This window comes from Staphylococcus sp. HMSC061G12, from assembly GCF_001838465.1.
Classification (GTDB): domain Bacteria; phylum Bacillota; class Bacilli; order Staphylococcales; family Staphylococcaceae; genus Staphylococcus; species Staphylococcus simulans.
Map to the genome: position 1 here is coordinate 1 of NZ_KV837001.1, position 22,233 is coordinate 22,233.

The 22,233-nt window shown below is 36.7% G+C and carries 23 protein-coding genes; 16 read left to right on the plus strand and 7 right to left on the minus strand.

From position 1 onward, the window contains the following. Positions 1–62: 62 nt before the first annotated feature. A complete protein-coding gene (gene rnjA, locus HMPREF2937_RS00315) occupies positions 63–1,988 on the minus strand; it encodes a ribonuclease J1 (RefSeq protein WP_070863792.1) in 1,926 nt (641 codons plus the stop codon). Continuing rightward, complete coding sequence (locus HMPREF2937_RS00320; protein WP_002480519.1) at positions 1,988–2,203, minus strand: DNA-dependent RNA polymerase subunit epsilon; 216 nt, start codon at positions 2,201–2,203, stop codon at positions 1,988–1,990. The genes rnjA and HMPREF2937_RS00320 overlap by 1 nt, the downstream gene beginning before the upstream one ends. Before the next feature lie 382 nt (positions 2,204–2,585). Here HMPREF2937_RS00320 and HMPREF2937_RS00325 point away from each other — a divergent pair, with 382 nt between their 5' ends. Continuing rightward, on the plus strand, positions 2,586–2,858 hold the full coding sequence (locus HMPREF2937_RS00325; RefSeq protein ID WP_002480520.1) for a hypothetical protein: 273 nt from the start codon (positions 2,586–2,588) through the stop codon (positions 2,856–2,858). A 59-nt stretch (positions 2,859–2,917) separates the two neighbouring features. Here HMPREF2937_RS00325 and def read toward each other — a convergent pair whose 3' ends face one another. Beyond that, positions 2,918–3,478, minus strand: coding sequence for a peptide deformylase (gene def, locus HMPREF2937_RS00330; RefSeq protein WP_002480521.1), 561 nt, complete (start codon positions 3,476–3,478; stop codon positions 2,918–2,920). A 124-nt stretch (positions 3,479–3,602) separates the two neighbouring features. On the opposite strand from def, the gene HMPREF2937_RS00335 reads away from it, so the two are divergent. The 13 genes from HMPREF2937_RS00335 (at position 3,603) to HMPREF2937_RS00395 (ending at position 16,448) form a co-directional block, all read left to right on the plus strand. Next, the gene (locus HMPREF2937_RS00335) at positions 3,603–4,235 is read left to right on the plus strand and encodes a YkyA family protein (RefSeq protein ID WP_070848564.1); all 633 of its coding nucleotides are present in this window, start codon (positions 3,603–3,605) and stop codon (positions 4,233–4,235) included. A 169-nt stretch (positions 4,236–4,404) separates the two neighbouring features. After that, positions 4,405–5,517, plus strand: coding sequence for a pyruvate dehydrogenase (acetyl-transferring) E1 component subunit alpha (gene pdhA / locus HMPREF2937_RS00340; RefSeq protein WP_070863793.1), 1,113 nt, complete (start codon positions 4,405–4,407; stop codon positions 5,515–5,517). A gap of 3 nt (positions 5,518–5,520) precedes the next feature. Beyond that, a complete protein-coding gene (locus HMPREF2937_RS00345) occupies positions 5,521–6,498 on the plus strand; it encodes an alpha-ketoacid dehydrogenase subunit beta (protein WP_002480524.1) in 978 nt (325 codons plus the stop codon). A 340-nt stretch (positions 6,499–6,838) separates the two neighbouring features. Next, on the plus strand, positions 6,839–8,155 hold the full coding sequence (locus tag HMPREF2937_RS00350) for a dihydrolipoamide acetyltransferase family protein (protein ID WP_002480525.1): 1,317 nt from the start codon (positions 6,839–6,841) through the stop codon (positions 8,153–8,155). Between the two features lie 3 nt (positions 8,156–8,158). Next, positions 8,159–9,565: a dihydrolipoyl dehydrogenase gene (lpdA, locus tag HMPREF2937_RS00355; protein ID WP_002480526.1), complete on the plus strand. Its 1,407-nt coding sequence runs from the start codon at positions 8,159–8,161 to the stop codon at positions 9,563–9,565. 117 nt (positions 9,566–9,682) lie between these two features. Next, the gene (locus HMPREF2937_RS00360) at positions 9,683–9,958 is read left to right on the plus strand and encodes a UPF0223 family protein (protein ID WP_002480527.1); all 276 of its coding nucleotides are present in this window, start codon (positions 9,683–9,685) and stop codon (positions 9,956–9,958) included. Positions 9,959–10,082: 124 nt separating this feature from the next. Beyond that, positions 10,083–10,622 carry a helix-turn-helix domain-containing protein gene (locus HMPREF2937_RS00365; protein WP_023015942.1) on the plus strand — a complete coding sequence of 180 codons (540 nt, stop codon included), beginning with the start codon at positions 10,083–10,085 and terminating at the stop codon, positions 10,620–10,622. Positions 10,623–10,635: 13 nt separating this feature from the next. Next, positions 10,636–11,715, plus strand: coding sequence for an ABC transporter ATP-binding protein (locus HMPREF2937_RS00370; protein ID WP_070863794.1), 1,080 nt, complete (start codon positions 10,636–10,638; stop codon positions 11,713–11,715). A 3-nt stretch (positions 11,716–11,718) separates the two neighbouring features. Then, positions 11,719–12,525 (plus strand): ABC transporter permease, encoded by an 807-nt coding sequence (locus HMPREF2937_RS00375; protein ID WP_002480530.1) that lies wholly within the window; start codon positions 11,719–11,721, stop codon positions 12,523–12,525. After that, the gene (locus tag HMPREF2937_RS00380) at positions 12,522–13,334 is read left to right on the plus strand and encodes an ABC transporter permease (protein ID WP_002480531.1); all 813 of its coding nucleotides are present in this window, start codon (positions 12,522–12,524) and stop codon (positions 13,332–13,334) included. The genes HMPREF2937_RS00375 and HMPREF2937_RS00380 overlap by 4 nt, the downstream gene beginning before the upstream one ends. Then, complete coding sequence (locus tag HMPREF2937_RS00385) at positions 13,331–14,404, plus strand: ABC transporter substrate-binding protein (RefSeq protein ID WP_060803908.1); 1,074 nt, start codon at positions 13,331–13,333, stop codon at positions 14,402–14,404. Before HMPREF2937_RS00380 ends, HMPREF2937_RS00385 begins: the two co-directional genes overlap by 4 nt. 33 nt (positions 14,405–14,437) lie before the next feature. Further along, entirely contained in the window at positions 14,438–15,583 is a 1,146-nt protein-coding gene (auxB, locus tag HMPREF2937_RS00390; RefSeq protein WP_373879068.1) for a lipoteichoic acid stability factor AuxB, read from the plus strand. Positions 15,584–15,821: 238 nt separating this feature from the next. Continuing rightward, entirely contained in the window at positions 15,822–16,448 is a 627-nt protein-coding gene (locus HMPREF2937_RS00395; RefSeq protein ID WP_057510362.1) for a DUF4064 domain-containing protein, read from the plus strand. A gap of 81 nt (positions 16,449–16,529) precedes the next feature. Here the strand turns inward: HMPREF2937_RS00395 and HMPREF2937_RS00400 are convergent, their stop codons facing one another. Further along, positions 16,530–17,876 carry an Nramp family divalent metal transporter gene (locus HMPREF2937_RS00400; protein ID WP_070848752.1) on the minus strand — a complete coding sequence of 449 codons (1,347 nt, stop codon included), beginning with the start codon at positions 17,874–17,876 and terminating at the stop codon, positions 16,530–16,532. Positions 17,877–18,096: 220 nt separating this feature from the next. Next, on the minus strand, positions 18,097–18,708 hold the full coding sequence (locus HMPREF2937_RS00405) for a YktB family protein (protein ID WP_002480536.1): 612 nt from the start codon (positions 18,706–18,708) through the stop codon (positions 18,097–18,099). A gap of 115 nt (positions 18,709–18,823) precedes the next feature. Here HMPREF2937_RS00405 and HMPREF2937_RS00410 point away from each other — a divergent pair, with 115 nt between their 5' ends. After that, positions 18,824–19,642 (plus strand): inositol monophosphatase family protein, encoded by an 819-nt coding sequence (locus HMPREF2937_RS00410; RefSeq protein ID WP_002480537.1) that lies wholly within the window; start codon positions 18,824–18,826, stop codon positions 19,640–19,642. Between the two features lie 165 nt (positions 19,643–19,807). Here the strand turns inward: HMPREF2937_RS00410 and HMPREF2937_RS00415 are convergent, their stop codons facing one another. After that, a complete protein-coding gene (locus HMPREF2937_RS00415; RefSeq protein WP_002480538.1) occupies positions 19,808–19,999 on the minus strand; it encodes a DUF5325 family protein in 192 nt (63 codons plus the stop codon). 94 nt (positions 20,000–20,093) lie between these two features. Between HMPREF2937_RS00415 and typA the strand changes: the two genes are divergently transcribed. Continuing rightward, positions 20,094–21,941 (plus strand): translational GTPase TypA, encoded by a 1,848-nt coding sequence (gene typA / locus HMPREF2937_RS00420; RefSeq protein ID WP_023015936.1) that lies wholly within the window; start codon positions 20,094–20,096, stop codon positions 21,939–21,941. An 87-nt stretch (positions 21,942–22,028) separates the two neighbouring features. Here the strand turns inward: typA and HMPREF2937_RS00425 are convergent, their stop codons facing one another. Further along, on the minus strand, positions 22,029–22,232 hold the full coding sequence (locus HMPREF2937_RS00425) for a DUF2197 domain-containing protein (protein WP_002480540.1): 204 nt from the start codon (positions 22,230–22,232) through the stop codon (positions 22,029–22,031). Position 22,233: the final 1 nt, after the last annotated feature.

Genomic DNA, 22,233 nt, shown 5'->3' on the forward strand with positions numbered 1-22,233 from the left:
TTAGAAGTCAGAACATTTATGTCCCGACCCCTTTCCTATATTTATCTTTAATTTATAGAAGCTTAGTCTTGTTTAGACTTTTCTTCGTGTTGTTTTGGTTTAGCGTTGTCTTCTTTTTTATGGTGCGGTTTATGATTTCTTGGTTTACGGTTTTTCTGACCATTATTTGAAGGACGTTTGTTTGTCGCATGCTTATGATTTTCTTTACTGTTGTGTTGTTTTGGTTCTTGATTTTGTTTTGGACTTTGTTTTTTATTTGTGCGTTTAGGTCTAGATGATTTTGGTTTTTTCGTCGGCGTGATTTGTTCACCGTTCTCATTGACCTTCATAATCACTGGTAAAATCATTGGTTTACGTGCTGTTTTTTCAAACAGGTAAGGTTGTAATGTCTCAATGATTGATGATTTGATTTGATGCCACTGAATGTCTTTGTTTTGGTTCAACTTAGAAATGACTTCAGTTTTAATCTTACGTTGTGCATCGTAAATCAAGTGACCAGATTCGCGCATATAAACGAAACCACGTGAGATGATATCTGGACCTGAAAGTAATGTATTTGTGTTGAAGTCGATACTTACAACGACAATTACTAAACCTTCTTCAGATAGTAATTTACGGTCGCGGATGACTACATTACCGATATCACCGATACCGCTTCCATCTACCAATACATCACCAGAAGGAATACGTCCAGCTTTACGTGCTGAATCTCTTGTTAGGGCTAAGACATCACCATTATCGAAAATAAAGATGTTGTCTTCATCTACACCGCACTCAACGCCAGTTTGCGCATGTGCTTTCAACATACGGTATTCACCATGGATCGGCATGAAATACTTCGGACGAATTAAGCGTAACATTAATTGTTGATCGCCTTGAGAACCGTGACCTGAAGTATGGATGTTTGAAATCTTGCTGTGAATAACATCAGCGCCTGCACGATATAAAGCGTTAATTGTGCGGTTGATACTTTTCGTATTACCTGGGATAGGTGATGAACTGAAGACGACTGTATCTTCAGGAATAATTTTAATTTGTTTGTGTGTACCGTTTGCGATACGTGATAACGCAGCCATCGGTTCACCTTGAGAACCTGTACATAAAATCAAGAGTTCGTGTTTAGGAACAGAGTTGATTTTGCTTGGTTCGATAAATGTTTCAGGTGGCGCTTTGATATAACCGAGCTCCATACCAATTTTAATGTTGTTTTCCATTGAACGGCCGAATACTAAAATTTTACGGTTATATTTAATCGCAGCTTCTACAGCTTGTTGAACACGGTAAATATTAGATGCGAATGTCGCAAAGATAATTCTTCCTGTACATTTACGGAAAATTTTATCGACGTTTTGGCCGACTTCACGTTCACTTAAAGTAAAGTTTGGAACGAGTGAGTTCGTTGAATCAGATAAAAGGGCTAAAACGCCTTCTTCACCGAGTTTCGCCATTTTCGCAATATTAGCTGGTGTACCGACAGGTGTGAAATCAAATTTGAAGTCACCCGTGTGTACAATATTACCTTCAGGTGTTCCAACGATAACACCGTATGCTTCTGGAATACTGTGTGTTGTTAAATAGAATGAAACATTGAAGTGTTTTGACTTGATGACGCTGTCTTCTGTAATTTCATTCAATTCAGCTGTTCTTAATAAATGATGTTCTTCTAATTTGTTTCTGATTAACCCAAGTGCTAAAGGACCGCCATAAATCGGTACGTTAAGTTCTTTTAATAAGAAGGGCACACCGCCGATATGGTCTTCGTGTCCGTGGGTAATAAATAGGCCGATAATTTTATCTTTGTTTTGAACAAGATATGAGTAATCCGGGATGACATAATCGATACCTAATAGATTGTCGTCTGGGAATTTGATACCCGCATCGATTAGGACGATTTCATCCTTATACTCCACTGCATACGTATTCTTACCGATCTCGCCGAGACCGCCGATTGCGTATACACCGACCTCATTATTTTTGAGTTGTTTCATTATTGGATATGCTCCACTTGATAGTCTGGAGATTTTTGTTCATATTCTAAATGTGCGCCCTCTAATTTAGTAATGAACTCGATATTGTAATTACGGTCTTTCAGATATTTTCTTACTTCTTCTTCTGAATTTCCTTCTACGTAAATCGTTTGTGTGTTCTCACGCACGATTACTTCTGCTCTGTCGTCTTGATAAAATACTTTGTAAATTGCCATAATATATTGTTTCCTCCTAAAAATATGTTCAGTTGTTTTAATTTATTGTTCATACAAGCCTAGTTTATTCTTTGTGGTTTGTTTCATCATTGTGTTCTTTCTTACAAATAAATACAACATACCAGCTTAACTGCCCAGTATGTTTGCTAGGTTTGTTATAAATGACGTTCTAGTTAGTCATGCATGAAGATTTCTCCATACATATACAGTTATTATTTATTTTACATGATGTAATTCAATAAATAAAGCGGTTTTACTTAGCGACAAGGAAAGCTAGGGGAATGTTTGTCAAAAAGAGAAAGTCAAAATAAGTGTGGTAAAATATATAAAAGAGAAAACGAAGCGAGTTCAATGATTTAGTGACTAAAAGCAGGTGAGGAAAATGAGTAAGGCTAAAAGAATTATTGAAGATGTAAAAAGAGAAAAGGAAAGACGAGATAAATTGTTTCAAGGTATTTTGTTTGAAAAACGTGGGAAAGAAATTGTGATGTTCTTTGAATACGAAGAAGTTGTAGATAATGTCTCAGATAATCATCATTTTATACGACATAACCATGATCCAGAGTGGGTGGATAAAAGTATGCTGCCTGAACTTAAAGAAGGTTTAGAACGTTTAAATGTTACGTATCATTGTCGTAAAGATATCTTCATATAATAAGGAAATAGCAGTGTATATAAAAAAGAGGCCGCTTTATGCGACCTCTCAATTTATGTTTATTCATCAAACAGACGGATAGCATCTTCGTGAGGTTGAAGTGGATTTTCTTTATCAATGTGGTCATAGAACATAATACCGTCTAAATGATCGATTTCATGTTGTACAACAATAGCAATATAGCCTTTAAGTCGTAAGTTGATATCATTGCCATCAATATCTTTAGCTTTAACTGTAATACGATGATGGCGATGCACAAGTCCTGGAATATCTTCATCTACACTTAAGCAGCCTTCACCTGTAGGCAAGTATGCTTCTTGTACACTGTAGCTGACGATCTTCGGATTGATTAACATTAACTCGTATGATTTGCCGTTACCATCATCTGGTAAGTGCACAGCAAGCATACGCTTTGAAATGTTAAGTTGTGGTGCAGCAATACCTACACCTGAACGTAAATTGTATTTACGTGCAATTTCATCATCTTGACTATTGACTAAGAATTCATGCATTTCTTTGATTTTATTACGATCTTCATCTGATAAAGGAAATTTAACTTCTTCAGCTTTTTCACGAAGTGTCGGATGTCCGTCTCTGATTATATCTTTCATAGTAATCATGTCATACACCGTCCTTATTATAAAATATAACAAAAAACTTCCGGATAGAACAGAAAAGTATTTGCGAAATCGCTTAAAATTAATTAACATCATTATTGAAATCCCCAAGGAGGTAATTTGAAGCATGAAAATTAAAAGCACATTTGGTTTAGTGATTGCATCCTCTCTATTATTAGGTGCTTGTTCAACAGACAGCCATCAGATTAAAGAGTACAACAAGACACTGAAAGAAGCCGTACAAAAAGAAGACGAAGCCGTAAAAGTCGGTGAAAAACTAAATAAACTTACAAACGAGAAAAATGATTTAGCTAAGAAAATCAACGGTAAAGATACACAGAAGGTTGTAAAAACTTCTAAAGATATTGTAAGTAATGTAAATGAACGTAAAGATGAATTTAAAAAAGAAGAAAAAGCTTTTGATGCATCTGAGAAAAAGTTTGAAGAGGCTAAAAAGCGGACAAAGGATATTAGAAACGATAAAAGAAGATCCGGCATAGAAAAAACAAACAAAGCATTTGAGAAAAACTATAAAGCGCATGATGAATATGCGAAAGCTTACAACAATAGTTTAGACAAAGAAAAAGATTTATTTGAATACATTGTAAAAACTAACGGTCAAGCAGAACAATCACAGATTGATGAAAAAACAAAAGCAATTGACGACTCTTATAAAGAGGTAAATAACAAAATTAAAAAATATAGCAAAACTCGTGACGAGCGCGGAAAACAAATGGAAGCGGCTCAACAAATCAAATAAACAACACTGATACAGTTTTAGTATAATGACTGGTACAGGTCTTATAACTGTACTTAACACAAGTGATACAGAAGTTTTACAATTCATTTAACAGTTATACAAAACTATGCTATACTAATTTATGGATGAAATGAATTTTCTATTATACGGGAAAGGTATGGTGAATTGAATGGCTCCGAAGTTACAAGCCCAATTCGACGCTGAGCAAGTATTGAAAGATACTGAAGCACAATTTAAGATGGTCCAAGTATTGGACGAAAATGGTAAAGTAGTGAATGAAGACTTAGTACCTGATTTAACTGATGAGCAATTAGTTGAATTAATGGAAAGAATGGTATGGACTCGTGTCCTAGACCAACGTTCTGTTTCTTTAAACAGACAAGGACGTTTAGGCTTCTACGCACCAACAGCTGGTCAAGAAGCTTCACAACTAGCTTCACAATATGCATTAGAGAAAGAAGACTGGATTCTTCCAGGTTACCGTGATGTTCCACAAATCATTTGGCACGGTTTACCACTTACAGAAGCATTCTTATTCTCAAGAGGACACTTTAAAGGAAACCAATTCCCTGAAGGTGTAAACGCATTCAGTCCTCAAATCATCATCGGTGCACAATATATTCAAACTGCCGGTGTTGCATTAGGTCTTAAAAAACGCGGTAAAAAAGCAGTAGCTATCACTTATACAGGTGACGGCGGTTCATCACAAGGTGACTTCTACGAAGGTATCAACTTTGCTTCGGCTTATAAAGTGCCGGCAATCTTTGTAATTCAAAACAACAACTACGCGATTTCGACACCAAGAAGCAAGCAAACAGCTGCAATCACATTAGCTCAAAAAGCAATCGCAGTAGGTATCCCTGGTATTCAAGTTGACGGTATGGACCCATTAGCTGTATATCAAGCAACTAAAGAAGCACGTGATCGTGCAGTTAACGGTGAAGGCCCAACATTAATTGAAACTATGACTTACCGTTATGGTCCACATACAATGGCTGGGGATGACCCAACACGTTACAGAACTTCAGATGAAGATTCTGATTGGGAGAAAAAAGACCCATTAGTTCGTTTCAGAGCATTCTTAGAAGCTAAAGGCTTATGGAATGAAGAAATAGAAAACGAAGTAATCGAACGTGCAAAAGACGAAATCAAAACTGCAATTAAAGCAGCTGATAAAGTTGAAAAACAAACTGTTACTGACTTGATGGAAATCATGTACGAAGATATGCCTCAAAACTTAAAAGAACAGTATGAAATTTACAAAGAGAAGGAGTCGAAGTAAGCCATGGCACAAATGACAATGGTACAAGCGATTAACAACGCACTTAAAACTGAACTTCAAAACGATGAAAATGTTTTGCTTTTTGGTGAAGACGTTGGTGTTAACGGTGGCGTATTCCGTGTAACGGAAGGTCTGCAAAAAGAATTCGGTGAAGATCGTGTATTCGATACTCCGCTTGCTGAATCAGGTATCGGCGGTTTAGCACTTGGATTAACGGTAGAAGGTTACCGTCCAGTAATGGAAATCCAATTCTTAGGTTTCGTATTCGAAGTATTTGACTCTGTTGCAGGTCAAATTGCACGTACAAGATTCCGTTCAGGTAACACAAAAACTGCACCTGTTACAATCCGTGCGCCATTCGGTGGTGGTGTACACACACCAGAATTACACGCAGATAACTTAGAAGGTATCTTGGCACAATCACCAGGATTAACAGTAGTTATCCCATCTAACCCATATGATGCAAAAGGTTTATTGATTTCTGCAATCAGAAGCAATGACCCAGTTGTATATTTAGAACACATGAAATTATACCGTTCATTCCGTGAAGAAGTTCCTGAAGAGGAATACACAATTGAACTTGGTAAAGCGAACGTTAAAAAAGAAGGCGATGACATCACAATTATCGCTTACGGTGCAATGGTTCAAGAATCATTAAAAGCAGCGGAAGAACTTGAAAAAGATGGTGTATCAGCGGAAGTTATCGACTTACGTACAGTACAACCAATCGATTTCGATACATTAGTAGCTTCAGTTGAAAAAACTGGCCGTGCAGTAGTAGTTCAAGAAGCACAACGTCAAGCTGGCGTAGGTGCACAAGTAGCAGCTGAACTATCTGAGCGCACAATCCTTTCATTAGAAGCTCCGATTGCACGTGTTGCAGCAGCAGATACTGTTTATCCGTTTACTGAAGCGGAAAATGTTTGGTTACCAAACAAAAACGATATCGTCGAATCTGCAAAAGCTACTTTAAACTTCTAATTGTTTAATAGAGCGTGAGTCGGCATATTTAAATGAACTTATGGGTATAGTTGAAGCAACACTTCAGCTTTCCATAAGTCAGACAACCAAATTTGCTCTTGCGATCTCATGTACTTTGCAAGGGCAAATGGTTTGTTATGAAGTAGTAAAAATAAATTGAAGATAGATTTCATTGAAACGAAATCAAGTTTTATGTCAAACTATAAACTAGAACATCAAATTGATTATATTATCAGTAGTTTAATCAAGGCTTATGTACAGACTTGAAGACACTTTTGTTTTAATCAATTGTTTTGTGCTGGTTTATGTGACTTAAATTGACTTTTAGGAGGACAAGAACGTGGCATTTGAATTTAAATTACCCGATATTGGTGAAGGTATCCACGAAGGTGAAATTGTTAAGTGGTTTGTAAAAGCTGGAGACGAAATCCAAGAAGACGATATTCTATGTGAAGTACAAAACGACAAATCTGTTGTAGAAATCCCTTCTCCAGTTAACGGTACAATCGAAGAAGTTGTTGTAGAAGAAGGAACTGTAGCAGTCGTTGGCGACACAATTATCAAAATTGATTCTCCAGACGCTGAAGAAATGTCATTCAAAGGCGGACACAGTAACGATTCTGCTCAAGAAGAAGATGCAGGCCAAGAAGAAACTAAAGATCAAGCACAATCAGTTTCAGAACAAGATACTTCAAACGTAGCACCAGCTGCTGACGAAGAAGTAGATGAAAACAGAAGAGTTAAAGCAATGCCTTCTGTACGTAAATTTGCACGTGAAAATAATGTAAATATCAAAGCAGTTCAAGGTTCTGGTAAAAACGGCCGTATCACTAAAGCTGACGTTGAAGCTTACTTAAGCGGAGATGCACCAAGTGCAGAAACTAGCGAAGCTCCAGCAACTGAAGCAGCAGCTTCACAAGAAACAGCTGCAGCACCAGTATCAGCTGAAGGCGAATACCCAGAAACTCGTGAAAAAATCCCTGCAATGCGTAAAGCGATTGCGAAAGCAATGGTTAACTCTAAACACACTGCGCCTCACGTAACATTAATGGACGAAGTGGAAGTTCAAGCATTATGGGATCACCGTAAGAAATTCAAAGAAATTGCTGCGGAACAAGGTACTAAATTAACATTCTTACCATATGTTGTTAAAGCATTAGTATCAGCACTTAAGAAATACCCAGCATTAAACACTGAATTTGATGATGCAAACGGTGAAGTAGTACACAAACACTACTGGAACATCGGTATCGCTGCAGATACAGACCGCGGTTTATTAGTACCGGTTGTTAAACATGCTGATCGTAAATCAATGTTCGAAATCTCAGATGAAATTAACGAACTTGCTGTTAAAGCACGTGACGGTAAATTGACTTCTGACGAAATGAAAGGTGCATCATGCACAATCAGTAACATCGGTTCAGCAGGCGGCCAATGGTTCACACCAGTAATCAACCACCCAGAAGTTGCTATCTTGGGTATTGGTCGTATTGCACAAAAACCTATTGTTAAGGATGGGGAAATTGTTGCAGCACCTGTATTAGCATTATCATTAAGCTTTGACCACAGACAAATTGACGGAGCTACTGGTCAAAACGCAATGAACCACATCAAACGTTTATTAAATAATCCAGAATTATTATTAATGGAGGGGTAAAACATGGTAGTTGGTGATTTTCCAATTGAAACAGATACTATTGTAATCGGAGCAGGTCCTGGCGGTTATGTTGCCGCAATCCGCGCAGCACAATTAGGTCAAAAAGTGACAATCGTTGAGAAAGGCGAATTAGGCGGTGTATGTCTTAACGTAGGATGTATCCCATCTAAAGCGTTATTACACGTATCACACGTATTCCAAGAGTCTAAAAACTCTGAAGATCTAGGTATCATCGCTAAAGACGTTGAACTTAAATTCGAAAAAGTTCAAGAGTTCAAAAAGTCTGTAGTTAACAAATTAACAGGCGGCGTTGAAGGTCTATTAAAAGGAAACAAAATTGAAATTGTCAAAGGTGAAGCTTACTTCCACGACAAAAACAGCTTACGTGTAATGGACGAAAAAAGCGCTCAAACTTACAACTTCAAACATGCGATTATCGCAACAGGTTCTAGACCGATTGAAATTCCTAATTTCAAATTCGGCGAACGCGTAATCGATTCAACTGGTGCGTTAAACTTACAAGAAGCACCTAAGAAATTAGTTGTTGTAGGTGGCGGTTACATTGGTTCTGAATTAGGTACAGCATTTGCGAACTTCGGTACAGAAGTTACTATCTTAGAAGGCGCTAAAGATATCTTAGGCGGTTTCGAAAAACAATTAACACAACCTGTTAAGAAAAAAATGAAAGAAAAAGGTATGGAAATTGTTACTGAAGCAATGGCTAAATCTGCTGAAGAAACAGAAAACGGCGTTAAAGTAACTTACGAAGCTAAAGGCGAAGAAAAAACAATCGACGCTGATTACGTATTAGTTACAGTAGGTCGTCGTCCAAACACTGATGAAATGGGTCTTGAAGAATTAGGTCTTAAATTCGCAGACCGCGGTTTATTAGAAGTTGACGAACAAAGCCGTACTTCACTTGATAACATCTATGCTATCGGTGATATCGTTCCTGGTTTACCACTTGCTCATAAAGCAAGCTATGAAGGTAAAGTAGCAGCTGAAGCAATCTCTGGTGAAAAATCAGCAGTAGATTACATCGGTATGCCTGCAGTATGCTTCACTGAACCAGAAATCGCAACAGTAGGTCTTTCTGAAGCGCAAGCGAAAGAAGAAGGTTTAGAATATAAAGCTTCTAAATTCCCTTACGCAGCAAACGGCCGTGCGTTATCATTAAACGATACTACTGGTTTCGTTAAATTGATCACACTTAAAGAAGATGACACATTAGTAGGTGCACAAATTGTTGGTGCAGGTGCTTCTGACATCATCTCTGAATTAGGTCTAGCAATTGAAGCTGGTATGAATGCTGAAGATATCGCATTAACAGTACATGCTCACCCAACATTAGGTGAAATGAGCATGGAAGCAGCTGAAAAAGCACTTGGATTACCAATCCACACTATGTAATAACACCCAACATTAGAATAAGCATATAAACTGAAACCGTCGGGCTTTTAAGCTCGGCGGTTTTTTTATCATACATGTTATAATATGGCTGAAATCAAATAGATAGGAGGAATATATATGGAATATCAATATCCTATTGATGTCGATTGGTCTCAAGAAGAAATGATAGATGTGATTCATTTCTTTAATCGTGTTGAAGATTATTATGAACGTCAAGTCGACAGAGATGACTTTATGAATGCTTATCGCAACTTTAAAAAGGTCGTTCCAGGTAAAGCAGATGAGAAGAATATCTTAGATGATTTTGAAAAAGGCAGCGGCTATAATAGCTATCGTGCGATCAAACGTATCAAAAACGAAACTGAAACTAAAAAATTTAGTGCAAATGATTAAAATTATATTGTAAATCAGGTGCAGTTCTGTTATTTTTAGTAAGCGTTAAACTTAAAGTTTACTAATACTAAACAGAACTGTGCTTTTTTTATGTCATTTTTTAAGCAAGAGAGTGAGGTCATTCATGAATATTGGATTGAAATTACGTAATTTACGTAAAATCAAACAGCTGACACAAGAAGAATTAGCAGAGCGGACAGATTTATCTAAAGGCTATATTTCACAAATAGAAAGCGGACAATCCTCACCAAGTATGGAAACCTTTCTACAATTATTAGAAGTGCTCGGAACATCACCAGAGACTTTTTTTAAAGAAAAAGAAGCTGAGAAGGTGTTGTATCCAAAGGATGAACAAACAGTCTATGACGAATATGATGAAGGTTATATTTTAACATGGCCGATTGCACGTTCGAATGAATTTGAGATGGAACCGTTATTTATTCAATTACATCCGCATACTGCATATAAAAGTTTTAAACCTTCTGATTCAGATACTTTCATATATTGTTTAGAAGGAGAACTGACTTTAACACTTGGAGAACATGTCTATCATGCCAAAGCAGGAGATGCGCTTTATTTTAAAGCACATGATAAACATCAGTTGTCTAATCAAACTGATACAGAAACGAAAGCCATGATGGTGGTTACTGCATCGTACTTATAGGAGGAAAGAACATATGTCGCTATTATCGTTATTAGGAGTGAGTAAACAATACGATGGCAAAACCATCTTAGACGATATCTCTATTGATTTCGAAGAAGGAAAATTTTATACCTTACTAGGTCCTTCGGGATGTGGTAAAACAACCATTTTAAAAATTATTGCAGGTTTTGAACAAGCAGATTCAGGAGACGTATTATACGGAAACCGTAATATCAATGGAATTCCAGCTAATAAACGTCAAGTAAACACAGTCTTTCAAGATTATGCGTTATTTCCACATTTAAATGTGTATGAAAACATTGCTTTTGGTTTGAAATTGAAGAAACTATCAAACAAAGCGATTAAAGCGAAAGTGGCTGAAGCGTTGAAGCTCGTAAAATTAGAAGGTTATGAGCAACGTACGATTGATGAAATGAGTGGTGGACAAAAACAACGTGTGGCGATTGCGCGTGCCATTGTGAATGAACCTAAGATCTTATTGTTAGATGAATCTCTATCTGCCTTAGATTTAAAGTTGCGTACAGAAATGCAGTATGAGTTACGTGCACTTCAAAAACGTTTAGGCATCACATTTATCTTTGTCACACATGATCAAGAAGAAGCACTAGCCTTAAGTGATTATATTGCGGTTATCAAAGCAGGTAAAATCCAACAATTTGATACACCGATTAATATTTATGATGAACCGGTCAATCGCTTTGTGGCTGACTTTATCGGTGAATCTAATATTATCGAAGGTACGATGGTGCGAGATCGTTTAGTAAATATTTATGATAAAGAAATTGAATGTGTGGATATGGGAATTCCTGAAGGGACTAAAATCGAAGTAGTCATTCGTCCTGAAGATATTTTAATTACAAATCAAACCCAAGGTTTATTTAAAGCAGTTGTGAAGTCTACCTTGTTTAGAGGTGTGCATTATGAAGTCACATGTCAGGACCAAGAAGGTTATGAATGGATGATTCAAACGACAAAGAAAGCGAAGGTTGGAGATACAGTCGGTTTGTATTTTGAACCAGATGCGATTCATATCATGGTGCCAGGTGAAACAGAAGCGGAATTTGATAAACGTATTGAAAGTTATGAGGACTAAACGATGACAAAATTAAATAAATACTTAATGGTTCCTTATATGATTTGGATGGTAGGTTTTATTATCATTCCAGTAATTTTATTAGTATATTTCTCATTTTTAGATAATCAAGGCCATTTCAGTTTGACGAACTATCAACAGATTTTAAGTATGCGTTATGTCAAAATGATGGGGATTTCTATTCTATATGCAGCCATCATTACGCTCGTCACATTGATTATCAGTTATCCAGCAGCCTATTTTATTCGTCAATCTGTACATCAAAACATGTGGATTTTAATATTAATTATTCCGACGTGGATTAATTTACTTCTCAAGACGTATGCATTTATCGGGATTTTGAGTCATGATGGTATTATCAATCAAATATTAAATGTGATGCATCTTCCTCATATGGAACTATTATTTACTGCGTCTGCGTTTATTATCGTTGCGAGTTATATTTATATCCCATTTATGATTTTACCCATTTTCAATAGCATGAAGACGATTCCTGAGAATTTAATTCAAGCGTCTACAGACCTCGGTGCCAATCGTTGGACGACGTTTTTAAAAGTCATTTTACCTTTGACGAAAGAAGGCGTACTCTCTGGAATTCAAGTCACGTTTATTCCAGCTTTGTCACTGTTCATGATTACGCGTTTAATCGCGGGTAACAAAGTGATTAATATCGGGACATCTATTGAAGAACAATTCTTAGTGATTCAAAACTACGGCATGGGTTCAACCATTGCGATTGTTTTAATCTTATTTATGGCGTTCGTGTTAGTCATCACGAAATCAGGCAACGAAGGAGGACGCAGATCATGACATGGTATGGCAAAGTCTATCTTTGGTTATTAGTCATCGGCTTATATGTACCGATTATCTTCTTAATGGTATATTCTTTTAATTCAGGCGGCAATATGATTCATTTTGAAGGTTTCACGTTAGAACATTATCAAAGTTTATTTCAAGATGATCGTTTAATGGCTATCTTATTCAATACGATTGCGGTGGCATTATTAGCTGCAGCCGTGTCTACTGTAATTGGTACGTTTGGTGCTATTGCGCTGTATCATCTACGTCAGAAACGTTTGAAATTGACATTTATGACGTTAAATAATGTGTTATTGGTCTCTTCTGATGTAGTAATCGGAGCGTCATTCTTAATTATGTTTACTGCTATCGGTCATTTTACAGGAATGGGGCTCGGTTTTTGGACGGTATTAATTTCGCATATTGCGTTTTGTATTCCGATTGTAGTCATTATTGTGTTGCCGCAACTTTATGATATGAATCAAAATATGTTTGTGGCTGCGAGAGATTTAGGCGCAACAGAATGGCAGATTTTAAATCGTGTCATGATTCCGAATTTGATGCCTGCGATTATGGCTGGTTTCTTTATGGCATTGACTTACTCATTAGACGACTTTACTGTCAGCTTCTTTGTGACAGGTAACGGTTTTAGTGTGTTATCAGTAGAAATTTATGCGATGGCACGTAAAGGTATCAGTATGGAAATCAATGCGATTTCAACGTTAATCTTTGGCGTTATCATCATTGGTATTATCGGATACTATATGATTCAGCGTTATACAAAACGCCGCTTGTCCTTGAAACGAGGTGTACTGCGATGAAGCGATTTTTACAATTGATTATCGGTGCACTGGTGATAGGAGTCATTTGTTTAGGGATCAGTAAATGGTATGGCAGTGAAGCACATCAAGCATCAGGCAAGAAACTTTATGTGTATAACTGGGGAGAATATATCGACCCAGAGTTAATCGATAAGTTTGAGAAAGAAACTGGCATTCAAGTGATTTATGAAACGTTTGATTCAAATGAAGCGATGGAAGCAAAAATTCGTAATGGCGGTACGCATTATGATGTCGCATTTCCAAGTGAATATACGGTTCAAAAGATGAAAAAGGATGATTTATTAGTTCCTCTAGATCATAGTAAGCTGCCAAACATGAAATATTTAGATAAAAATTACATGAATATGGATTATGATAAACATAATCGTTATTCTATACCTTACTTCTTCGGTACAGTGGGTATACTTTATAATAAAGACGCCTATCCACATGATGATTTTTCAAGTTGGAGAAGTTTATATAATCCGAAGTTTAAAAATGATATCATATTAGTGGATGGTGCGAGGGAAGTGATGGGCTTAAGTTTAAATAAACTCGGCTACAGCTTAAATGAAACGAATCCGAAACGTTTAGATGAAGCGGAAGCGGATTTAGCGCATTTAGCCCCTCAAGTCAAAGGGATTGTCGGTGATGAAGTAACGATGATGTTAGAACAACACGAAGCGAATATCGCAGTCGTATGGAGCGGTACTGCAGCACCGATTGTACAAGAGAATCCTGAATTTGACTATGTCGTCCCAAAAGAAGGCTCTAACTTGTGGTTCGATACGATGGTAATCCCAAAAACAGCACAAAACCAAGCAGGTGCGTATCAGTTTATTAATTTCTTGTTAGACCCAAAAAATAGTAAGCAAAATACTGAATGGGTCGGTTATGCGACGCCGAATGAAGCGGCTAAAAAGCGTTTACCAAAAGAAATTAAAAATGATCAAAGGTTTTATCCTTCAAAAGAAACACAAAGTAGGCTTGAAGTCTATAAAGATTTGGGTAAAGATATTTTAAATGATTATAATGAGCATTTTTTGAATTTCAAAATGTCATTACAATAATATTTTGATTAGTAAGTAGAGTAGGGAGTGTTAATGATGTCTGAAGAACCACAATATACACAAATAAAACGTCCAGTCAGCAGAGTGGCAGAAAAAGTCTTAGGTTGGCTGAACTGGATTGGATTATTGTTATTAACAGTAATTACTATGTTTATTGCGCTTGTGTCATTCAGCAACAATACATCAATTCAAAATCTTGAACAGTCAATCAACAATAATGATTTAGTACAACAAGTGCTCGCAAATAACAGTTTAAATACAACACAATTTGTGATTTGGCTTCAAAACGGTATTTGGGCCGTCATTGTTTATTTAATTGTCTGTTTATTAATTTCATTCTTAGCACTCATTTCTATGAATATCCGAGTGTTATCTGGAATTCTCTTCTTAGTTGCATCTATCATTACATTGCCTTTAGTGTTACTACTCGCAACAATCGTTATACCAGTGCTATTCTTCATCGTCGCAATTATGATGTTTGCGCGTAAAGATAGAATAGAAACTGTACCACGTTATGGCGGTGGTTATGTACCATATGAGGGCGGTTATGATGATTATGATAGATATGACCGTGAACCTGTAAGACGCCCACATGGCTATCCAGAAGACGAGAGAACACCACGTTATGAACCTTCTTATGAAAAACGTGATGAGTATGATGACGAAGAAGATGATGTGAAACCATATGTACCGAAAAAAGACAGAGTACAAGAGACACATCAAACAGAAGATACAGAAGAACCTGTACAGTCTGAAGAACCAATCACAAGACGTGAAGATGAGAGCGAACCTGAATTCTTATCACGTCAGGCGAAATATAAACAAAAATCAGAAGAAGAAGTCAGAGAACAACAAGAACAAGATGCATATGAGCGTGAACAAGCGCGTATGCAAGAACCTTCTGATGAGCCTGAAGAAGTAAAATATCGTGATGTTGAACCGCGTAAAGGTGAAACAGCTGAAGAGAAAGCAGCACGTAAACGTGAGAAAAAGGAAAGAAAACGTCGTGCGAAAGAAGCACGTAAAAATCGTCCGAGTGCTGTGAATCAACGACGCATGAACTTTGAAGAACGTCGTTCATTCAACCAAGGCAAATCACCGACAACGCAAGAAACAAAAGAAGATGACGTACAGTCAACTGAAGATAAACAAGCGCAAGATTCAGATAAAAAATCATAATTTTGATAAACCGAAAGCAATGATTATCGTTGCTTTCGGTTTTTATCTTGGTAAAAAACCAAAAAGTTTTCTATTGCATAGTTGAAATAAATGAAATTTAAATTGATTTATGCATAACTTGAGTGCTTTAAGGGTAGTTACGTTTATAAGACTCGTTAAGCGGCCTTAAAAAAGCGGATGAAGTCAGCGAAGAATATAATGCGACGCTTCAATTTCGCTTAATCAGGAGGGTATTACAATGAATAGAAAAGTAGAAAGAATCATTGGATGGATCGGTGTAGGTCTGACAGTACTCTACATGTTGCTGTTCTTAATCGGTACATTCATGAAGGATGGCATGTTGGCTGACATTCTGTTAAAACAAGGGGATTCCAGTATGTCACCTGAATTCTTGCATCAAACAATGGTCTTCACAACGATTGGTTTGATTGTTGTCGCAATTATCGCAGCAGTGGGTCTTGTATTAAGTAAGAAAAACCGCATTGCTGCAGGTATTATCTTAATTGTCGCGGCACTAGTTGGATTATACTTCTCAAACTTTATCGCATCTATTTTATTCTTTATTGTAGCGATTATGTTGTTTGTTAGAAGAAGCCAAGCTAAACGTGAAGCCAACAAAGAGTACGACAGAAATCATGGTTATTTCGAAGACATTACACGTGATAATGAAAACACAAACAAGCATGAAAAAGTCAATCCTGAAGGCAAACAGGTAAGAGACAAAGCAGAACATGACAAATTTGATTCAGAAGCTAATCACGAAGCGCATTATGAAGAAAATGCGAATGAAAGTGAATTGGCTAAACAACGTAGAAGAGACGATCATGAACGTCCACGCAGACATGATTTAGACGATTTCAAATAATAAAATTAAAAAGCAGCTGCAATCCGTAAAGGGGAAACTTACTGGATTGCAGCTGCTTTATTTTTATTGTATAGCTTTTGTTTACAGTTCTTGGAACGTTTGGATGATTAAATGGATGTTTAATCCGCTTAGGATAACAATTAATGACCATGAAATTATGTTAATCCATAATTTGTTTTTAAATTGTCCCATCAAGTCTTTGTTGTTTGTCGCAAGTTGAAGCGGAATTAAAGTAAATGGCAACGCAATACTTAAGAATACTTGTGAAAAGACTAAGAGTTGTTCCATCATGCTTTCATTACCATGGAAGATAATTAAACAAATGATAACTGGAATAATTGCGATAGAACGTGTGATTAATCGTGTTACCCAGTTTGGTAATTTCAAGTTGATGAAACCTTCCATAACGATTTGACCGGCTAGGGTACCTGTAATCGTTGAGTTTTGACCTGACGCAAGTAAAGCGACTGCGAATAAAGTACTCATTAAGCCGCCAAGAGATGCGCCAAGCAACGGTTGTTGTTCTAAGGCTTGATATAAGTCATAGAAACCGCCAAGATTATCTGCATTGCCTGTACCGAAGAATAAACCAGCACCTAGAACAAGTAATAAACAGTTAATCACAAATGCGATAGTCAATTGAATGTTTGAATCAATTGTCGCATATTTAATGGCTTGTGCTTTAGAAGCTTCATCTTTACGATTATATGTTCTTGATTGAACGATAGATGAGTGTAAATAAAGATTATGCGGCATAATCGTTGCACCAACAATACCTAAGGCAATATATAAGGCACCTTGTTGTGTAACGATATGACTGCTAGGTATAAAACCATTTAATACACTGACAACGTCAGGTGAAGCAATATAAACTTCAAAGATGAAGATTGCGAGTACAGTAAAGATTAATGTACCGACGATGGCTTCAATTTTTCTGAAACCGAATTTCATAATAAATAATAGGATAAAGACATCAAGTACAGTGATAATCGCACCGACAAGCAATGGAATTCCGAATAATAGATCAAGCGCAATGGCACTGCCGATAACTTCTGCGATATCTGTCGCAATAATTGCGAGTTCAGCTATGATCCAGAATATAAATGCTAAGGGCTTATTTAAAAAGCGTTTTGTGACTTGTGCTAAGTCATGACCTGATGCGATACCGAGTCTGACTGTCATACTTTGAAGCAACATGGCAGACAAACTTGAAATTAATATTACAAAAAGCAGAATATAACCGTATTTGGCTCCGCCTTGCATGGAGGTAATCCAGTTACCAGGATCCATATAACCTACTGCAACCAGTAAGCCCGGTCCTAAGAATGAAAGGAATTTCTGCTTGATACTGCTGTTTGAATTGAAACTGACAGTATTGTTGATTTCGTCTAAGCTGTCGTTATTATAATTGACCTGTCTTTTAGTCAAGAAGGTCACCCCCACTTCTCTATGTTCTAACAATGGTTTAATAATAAAGTAAAAATAAAATTAGGTCAACCTAATAAAACTGTTTTTTACGTTTAAAATTGTAAGCAACGAGATGTAGGTGAAAAAGAAAAGCTGATTTAAACAAAGTAGTATAAGGCAAACTTTGTCTAAATCAGCACGATAATTTTGAATGAATAGTTAAATGCTCGGTATTATGCTATTATGGATAAAACTTTAACAGTTGCTCAAACGTATCTTCTAAATAATCGAGGAATGCTTGATCTGACTTTAACTCAGGTGCATCAGGTGAGAGTGTACGTGCAACAAAGAATTCGCCTTTTTTAAGCTGTTTTGCACGTGACAATGCTTGTTCTAAGTCTTCAGTCGATAGGTCTTGGATCAATGGTTTATCCATTTTGACATGATCTACACAAATACGGTAGTCTGCAGGCAAGTTTTCAATATCTTTGAAGTGATTTTCAAAGACTTCAATGTAATGCGTTTTATTTTTAGCTTCATGCATAACGCCGAACATGACAAAGACTTGTGATTCGTATAAACCGATTTGGAAATGCGGCAGCATTTTATAACCGCGTTTATTCGTAGAGAAAGCGACCCAAGTATCTTTCGGCGGATTTACTGTACGACGTGCATGTTTTGCGATATGCATAAAGAATTCATCTGCTGTATGGGTAGATAAGAAGTCAGCGAAGTGTTCACCCAACTGATGTAGTTTTGGCCTGATGTGTTGTTCGATTTCAGCCATACGTGCTTCTAATCCAGGCACTTCAAAGACTTTAAAGTCTTTAGAAGAAAAAGTATAGTTAGACATGACAAAGCCTCCTGTTGTTATGATTGAAAACATTGTAGCATAATTTTGGCTTGATTTAGAGTAAATGAAATTCTGAAATGATTTAGTTATAATATGATAGAAGGGGTGTTCGTAAATGGCAGTATATGATTTTGCAAAAGGACTTGTAATTGAAGCGGGTAATAATATCCGTAAAATGATGCAGCAAGATATCAATATTGAAACAAAATCCAATCCAAATGATTTGGTGACAAATGTTGATAAAGCAACGGAAGATTTTATTTACAATAACATTATGGAGAATTATCCAGACCACCAATTTATTGGTGAAGAAGGACATGGCAGACCAATGTCTGAAGTTGAACAAAAAGGTATTGTCTGGGTTATAGATCCGATTGACGGCACATTGAACTTTGTGCATCAAAAAGAAAATTTTGCGATTTCTATCGGTATTTATAATGATGGAGAGCCTTATGCAGGATTTGTTTATGATGTCATGAATGATTTGCTCTATCATGCAAAAGCAGGAGAGGGTGCGTTTGTAAACGAACATCCAATGAAGCCGCTTGAGAATTCGGATTTAAATAAAAGTTTGATTGGAATTAATCCAAATTGGTTAACAAAGCCGGTGATTGGTGTTATATTCAGAAAGGTAGTAGATGAAGCGAGAAGTTGTCGCGCTTATGGTTCTGCAGCCTTAGAAATGATTCATGTTGCGCAAGGAAAATTAGGTGCATATTTAACACCGAGATTACAACCTTGGGATTATGCCGGTGCTTTAATTATTTTAAATGAAGTAGGCGGTAAAGGTACGGATTTATTAGGTAATCCACTTTCACTAAATCAGCCGCACTCTGTATTGGTCGGCAATCAATCCATACATGAGGAAATTTTAACGAAACACATGTTGCCGGAAAAAGAAACTTTTGAGACATTACACAAAAGATATCGATAAAAAATAAAAGGTCGGGACCATCGAAGCTGTTTAAACAAGCAATTGTTCAAAAAGCATCTAGGTACCCAACCTTTTTCTTTTGACTGAAATATATGTGTATTCTTTCTCCTGCAGGGTACTGCAAGGAGTGGAACCCTTTATGTTAAAAATTCATGTAATGATTGGTCAGAACCAATCGTTTTCGCGATATTTTTTCTTAGTTGTAAAGCCGGCACCGAAAATTGCAATTAGGATAATGGCTGTAATCGCCATAAACCAATAATTTTGAGCACCTAAGCTAAAACTGAACAGTACTAAGAAAATGACTGCAAGAACAGAATAAAGCCAAAATATAGCTTTTGATTTTTTTTTCTGCATTCAAACCCCACCTTATTATTCTTTGCTCAATAATATGATATAATAAAAAAGTTGCAAATTGAAGTGGGAATTTACTCAAGAAAGGAAATTTAGTATGACAAATTTAAGAGAAGACGTACGTAACATTGCTATTATTGCTCACGTTGACCATGGTAAAACAACATTAGTTGACGAATTATTAAAACAATCTGGTATTTTCCGTGAGAATGAGCATGTTGATGAACGTGCAATGGATTCTAATGATATTGAAAGAGAACGTGGTATTACAATCTTAGCGAAAAATACTGCAGTTAATTATAAAGGCACTAGAATTAATATTTTAGACACACCAGGTCACGCTGACTTCGGCGGTGAAGTGGAACGTATCATGAAAATGGTAGACGGTGTTGTATTAGTTGTTGATGCCTACGAAGGTACAATGCCTCAAACACGTTTCGTGTTGAAAAAAGCGTTAGAACAAAATTTAAAACCTGTAGTGGTTGTAAATAAAATCGATAAACCTGCAGCACGCCCAGAAGCGGTTGTAGATGAAGTCTTAGACTTATTTATCGAATTAGATGCAAATGATGACCAATTAGAATTCCCAGTTGTATATGCATCAGCTGTAAACGGTACAGCAAGCTTAGAACCAGATAAACAAGATGAAAACATGCAGTCATTGTATGAAACAATCTTAGACTATGTACCAGCACCAGTAGATAACCGCGATGAACCTTTACAATTCCAAATCGCGTTACTTGATTACAACGACTATGTAGGTCGTATCGGTATTGGTCGTGTATTCCGCGGTACAATCAAAGTCGGAGATCAAGTTTCATTATTAAAATTAGACGGCAGTGTTAAAAACTTCCGTGTCAGCAAATTATTCGGTTTCTTCGGTTTAAAACGTGAAGAAATTGAAGAAGCACATGCTGGGGATTTAATTGCGGTTTCAGGTATGGAAGATATCAACGTAGGTGAAACAGTAACACCACATGACCATCAAGAAGCATTACCTGTTTTACGTATTGATGAACCAACACTTGAAATGACTTTCCGTGTAAATAACTCACCATTTGCTGGACGCGAAGGTACGTATGTGACTGCACGTCAAATTCAAGACCGTTTAGATCAACAACTTGAAACAGACGTATCATTAAAAGTAACACCAACTGACCAACCAGATGCTTGGGTTATCGCAGGCCGTGGTGAATTACACTTATCTATCTTAATTGAAAATATGCGTCGTGAAGGTTTTGAATTACAAGTATCTAAACCACAAGTAATCCTTAAAGAAATCGATGGCGTTTTATGTGAACCATTTGAACGCGTACAATGTGAAGTGCCTCAAGAAAATGCAGGTTCAGTTATCGAGTCACTTGGACAACGTAAAGGTGAAATGTTAGACATGGTGACTACAGATAATGGTTTAACACGTTTAGTATTCATGGTGCCTGCACGTGGTATGATCGGTTACACAACTGAGTTCATGTCAATGACAAGTGGTTATGGTATCATCAACCACACATTCGAAGAATTCCGTCCACGTATTAAAGGTCGTATCGGCGGACGTCGTAATGGTGTATTAGTTTCTATGGACCAAGGTAAAGCAAGCCAATATGCAATTATTGGTTTAGAAGACCGTGGTACTAACTTCATGGAACCAGGTACTGAAGTATACGAAGGTATGATTGTTGGTGAAAATAACCGTGATAATGATTTAACAGTAAATATCACTAAAACTAAAAACCAAACCAACGTACGTTCAGCTACGAAAGATCAAACTGAAACAATGAAACGTCCACGTATCTTAACACTTGAAGAAGCGTTAGAATTTATCGATGACGATGAATTGTTAGAGGTAACACCTGAAAGTATCCGTATGAGAAAGAAAATTTTAAATAAATCTCAACGTGAAAAAGAAGCAAAACGTATTAAACAATTAATGGCTGAAGACGAGTAATCGTTATAGCTTTAAGATAATGAAGAAGTCTGAATCATAAAGATTCGGGCTTCTTTTTTGTATTTAGGAAGAAAAAAAGACCATGAATCAATCGTCATGGTCTTCTGTAAATATATTGAATTTTTCTTGTGCTTTATAAAAGTTATTACGTTGTTTAGGAACATCTAAACGACTTCTGCAATCTTCGCACATAAATGTGCGCATAGGATGATTGCGCAGCTGTTTGGCTTCCAATGTATTTTCATCCATGAGTACTTCCGTATCACAGATGATACACTGTACTTTTATCAAA

What these genes read in the sequence shown, in the direction of transcription:
- rnjA (WP_070863792.1), bottom strand. Translation starts at nt 1,988, where the DNA reads ATGAAACAACTCAAAAATAATGAGGTCGGTGTATACGCAATCGGCGGT.
- HMPREF2937_RS00320 (WP_002480519.1), bottom strand. Translation starts at nt 2,203, where the DNA reads ATGGCAATTTACAAAGTATTTTATCAAGACGACAGAGCAGAAGTAATC.
- HMPREF2937_RS00325 (WP_002480520.1), top strand. Translation starts at nt 2,586, where the DNA reads ATGAGTAAGGCTAAAAGAATTATTGAAGATGTAAAAAGAGAAAAGGAA.
- def (WP_002480521.1), bottom strand. Translation starts at nt 3,478, where the DNA reads ATGATTACTATGAAAGATATAATCAGAGACGGACATCCGACACTTCGT.
- HMPREF2937_RS00335 (WP_070848564.1), top strand. Translation starts at nt 3,603, where the DNA reads ATGAAAATTAAAAGCACATTTGGTTTAGTGATTGCATCCTCTCTATTA.
- pdhA (WP_070863793.1), top strand. Translation starts at nt 4,405, where the DNA reads ATGGCTCCGAAGTTACAAGCCCAATTCGACGCTGAGCAAGTATTGAAA.
- HMPREF2937_RS00345 (WP_002480524.1), top strand. Translation starts at nt 5,521, where the DNA reads ATGGCACAAATGACAATGGTACAAGCGATTAACAACGCACTTAAAACT.
- lpdA (WP_002480526.1), top strand. Translation starts at nt 8,159, where the DNA reads ATGGTAGTTGGTGATTTTCCAATTGAAACAGATACTATTGTAATCGGA.
- HMPREF2937_RS00360 (WP_002480527.1), top strand. Translation starts at nt 9,683, where the DNA reads ATGGAATATCAATATCCTATTGATGTCGATTGGTCTCAAGAAGAAATG.
- HMPREF2937_RS00365 (WP_023015942.1), top strand. Translation starts at nt 10,083, where the DNA reads ATGAATATTGGATTGAAATTACGTAATTTACGTAAAATCAAACAGCTG.
- HMPREF2937_RS00370 (WP_070863794.1), top strand. Translation starts at nt 10,636, where the DNA reads ATGTCGCTATTATCGTTATTAGGAGTGAGTAAACAATACGATGGCAAA.
- HMPREF2937_RS00375 (WP_002480530.1), top strand. Translation starts at nt 11,719, where the DNA reads ATGACAAAATTAAATAAATACTTAATGGTTCCTTATATGATTTGGATG.
- HMPREF2937_RS00380 (WP_002480531.1), top strand. Translation starts at nt 12,522, where the DNA reads ATGACATGGTATGGCAAAGTCTATCTTTGGTTATTAGTCATCGGCTTA.
- HMPREF2937_RS00385 (WP_060803908.1), top strand. Translation starts at nt 13,331, where the DNA reads ATGAAGCGATTTTTACAATTGATTATCGGTGCACTGGTGATAGGAGTC.
- auxB (WP_373879068.1), top strand. Translation starts at nt 14,438, where the DNA reads ATGATGTCTGAAGAACCACAATATACACAAATAAAACGTCCAGTCAGC.
- HMPREF2937_RS00395 (WP_057510362.1), top strand. Translation starts at nt 15,822, where the DNA reads ATGAATAGAAAAGTAGAAAGAATCATTGGATGGATCGGTGTAGGTCTG.
- HMPREF2937_RS00405 (WP_002480536.1), bottom strand. Translation starts at nt 18,708, where the DNA reads ATGTCTAACTATACTTTTTCTTCTAAAGACTTTAAAGTCTTTGAAGTG.
- HMPREF2937_RS00410 (WP_002480537.1), top strand. Translation starts at nt 18,824, where the DNA reads ATGGCAGTATATGATTTTGCAAAAGGACTTGTAATTGAAGCGGGTAAT.
- HMPREF2937_RS00415 (WP_002480538.1), bottom strand. Translation starts at nt 19,999, where the DNA reads ATGCAGAAAAAAAAATCAAAAGCTATATTTTGGCTTTATTCTGTTCTT.
- typA (WP_023015936.1), top strand. Translation starts at nt 20,094, where the DNA reads ATGACAAATTTAAGAGAAGACGTACGTAACATTGCTATTATTGCTCAC.